Genomic DNA, 2,214 nt, shown 5'->3' with positions numbered 1-2,214 from the left:
GGTCGGCGGGGATGTAGCGCACGCCCCGGGCGATGAACCGGCGGGGGGGATGGTTGGTCAGGTCCTCTCCGTTGATCCGGATCGTTCCGGACTCCACCCGCCGTAAACCGACCAGTGTTTCGCACAACTCCTGCTGTCCGTTACCGGCCACTCCGGCCACCCCCAGGATTTCCCCCTGGCGGATATGAAAAGAGACCCCGCGTATCGCCGGAAGATCCCGGTCGGACTGGACCCGGATATTATCGACATCGATCAGCGTCTCACCAGGCGCAACCACTTCTTTGTCCAGAGAAAAAACGAACTTCTCCCCGACCATCATCTCGGCCAGAACCTCCCGGCTGGCTCCGACCGTGTCTACCGTGGCTATTTTCGTGCCTTTCCGGAGAACCGTCACCCGCCGGGAGATCTCCATGACTTCCGGGAGCTTATGAGAGATGAAGACGATACCGATACCTTCGGCGGTCATCGAACGGATGAGTTCGAACAAACGCAGCGATTCCTGGGGGGCCAGTACGGCAGTCGGTTCGTCGAGGATAAGCACTCGGGCCTTGCGAAACAAAGCCTGTAGGATAGCCACCCGTTGCTGTTCCCCGATGGACAGTTGCCAGATACAGGCCGAAGGGTCGACCTGGAGACTGTATTTTTCGGAGATCCGGAGGATATTGTCACGGATGTCCTGCTTGGGTAGAATCTGCGGAAGGCCGGCCAAACCCAGAACCAGGTTTTCCCACACCGTCTGGGCCGGGTTGAGCATAAAGTGCTGGTGAACCATGCCGATACCGGCGGCGATGGCGTCGCGGGGGGAAGTAAAGTCACGCTTCCTGCCCTCGACGACAATGGTTCCTTCGTCCGGCCGGTACAATCCGTAGAGGATGTTCATCAAGGTGGATTTTCCCGCACCGTTTTCCCCAAGGATGGCGTGCACTTCCCCATACCGGAGGTCAAAATCCACTCCACTGTTCGCCACCACGCCGGAAAACCGTTTGGTAATACCCCGCATTTCCATCAGGTTCATTCAAGCATCGCTCCTTGGACCCGTCCCCTTCACGGGGGGCAAGACAATGACCTGATTATACCAAAACGCGTCCGGAAACCAAGAAGTAGGGAGGAGAGAATTTTCCCTTCGTCGATCCCCCCGTGCTCCCGGGTGAATAGCGGTAATTTCTCCCAGGATGTCTGGTAAAAAGATTGGCATTTATCCTATACTATCGGTGGGGGTTTTAGGATGGAGCGGATCTCCCCGGATCTGAGGGAGGGCCCATGCGCCTTCGGGAGCGGTTGGTATATCGCCTCCGGCGGCTTCTCGGCCAAAGGTTGTTACTGGGGAGTCCCCCTCCTCCTCGGCGCAGCCGGCGGCATCTTTTCTATTTACAGAGGAGAGGAGGAAAAACATGTACGAACGAACGATCCTGTCCAGTGATTGGATGGCCCTGGTCTTCAAGGGGGTGCTGATTCTACTTTTCGGAATTCTGACTTTGGTCAGTCCGGGTTTAACCGCGATCGTCCCGCTGATTTTCCTCGGATTGGTCCTCCTGTTCAACGGGATCATGTTTCTCATGCTCGCTTCCCGACCATCGTTCCGGCGCTGGTTTTACCTCACAGAAGGAGTGATCAACCTGATAACCGGATTTCTGGTTTTTTTCCGGCCCGGTGTCGCGTTTTTGACCATCATCTGGAGTTTCGGTATCTGGCTTTTAGTCAGTGGAGCGTTCACCCTGCTCGCCGCCTTTGATTTTTCACAGAGCATTTCCAACCCGGGGCGCCTGTTCCAGGTCATAAACGGAGTCCTGGTCCTCATTTTCAGTTGGCTTTCAATCAAATACCCCCTCTCCGGAGCCCTGGTTCTCTCCCCGTCCCTGGGGTTATTCGCCATCCTGGTGGGAACGGGCCTCCTCTTATCATGCTATTATTTGCATAGAACGCCCAGGGGTATACCCAAAAAAACACTGAAAAAACCATTTTGATGAGGTTGAAGCTGGCCTCTTGCCGTCTTTGGTTTCAGCAATCTCAACACATGTTTACGCGGGATCCGCCTACCTTTATCCTACCTTTATTATTGATTGATCATCGCAAAGTCGGCAAAATAGTTCGGTTTGCCTATTGAGACCCTGAAAAATGAAGAGGACCCGCGGAATTGGCGTTCCGCGGTCTTTATCGAGTGGGGGGTGGGAAAAAGCAACCTTTCCTGAAAATTGGATAACCGGGTTGCTTTTC

2 protein-coding genes are annotated in these 2,214 nt (G+C 54.9%); one reads left to right on the top strand and one right to left on the bottom strand.

From position 1 onward, the window contains the following. On the bottom strand, positions 1-1,015 hold a 1,015-nt coding region (locus VLH40_08540), incomplete at its 3' end, for an ATP-binding cassette domain-containing protein (GenBank protein ID HSV32050.1). A gap of 376 nt (positions 1,016-1,391) precedes the next feature. Here VLH40_08540 and VLH40_08535 point away from each other — a divergent pair. Next, positions 1,392-1,964 (top strand): DUF308 domain-containing protein, encoded by a 573-nt coding sequence (locus VLH40_08535; protein HSV32049.1) that lies wholly within the window; start codon positions 1,392-1,394, stop codon positions 1,962-1,964. The last annotated feature ends 250 nt before the right edge of the window (positions 1,965-2,214 follow it).

Source organism: Atribacteraceae bacterium (genome assembly GCA_035477455.1).
Lineage (GTDB): Bacteria > Atribacterota > Atribacteria > Atribacterales > Atribacteraceae > DATIKP01.
The sequence above is the reverse complement of the archived record's forward strand: the minus strand, read 5'-3'. Positions and strand labels throughout refer to the sequence as shown.

Excerpts from the sequence above, each read along its gene's own strand:
- VLH40_08535 (HSV32049.1), top strand. The coding sequence starts at position 1,392 with ATGTACGAACGAACGATCCTGTCCAGTGATTGGATGGCCCTGGTCTTC.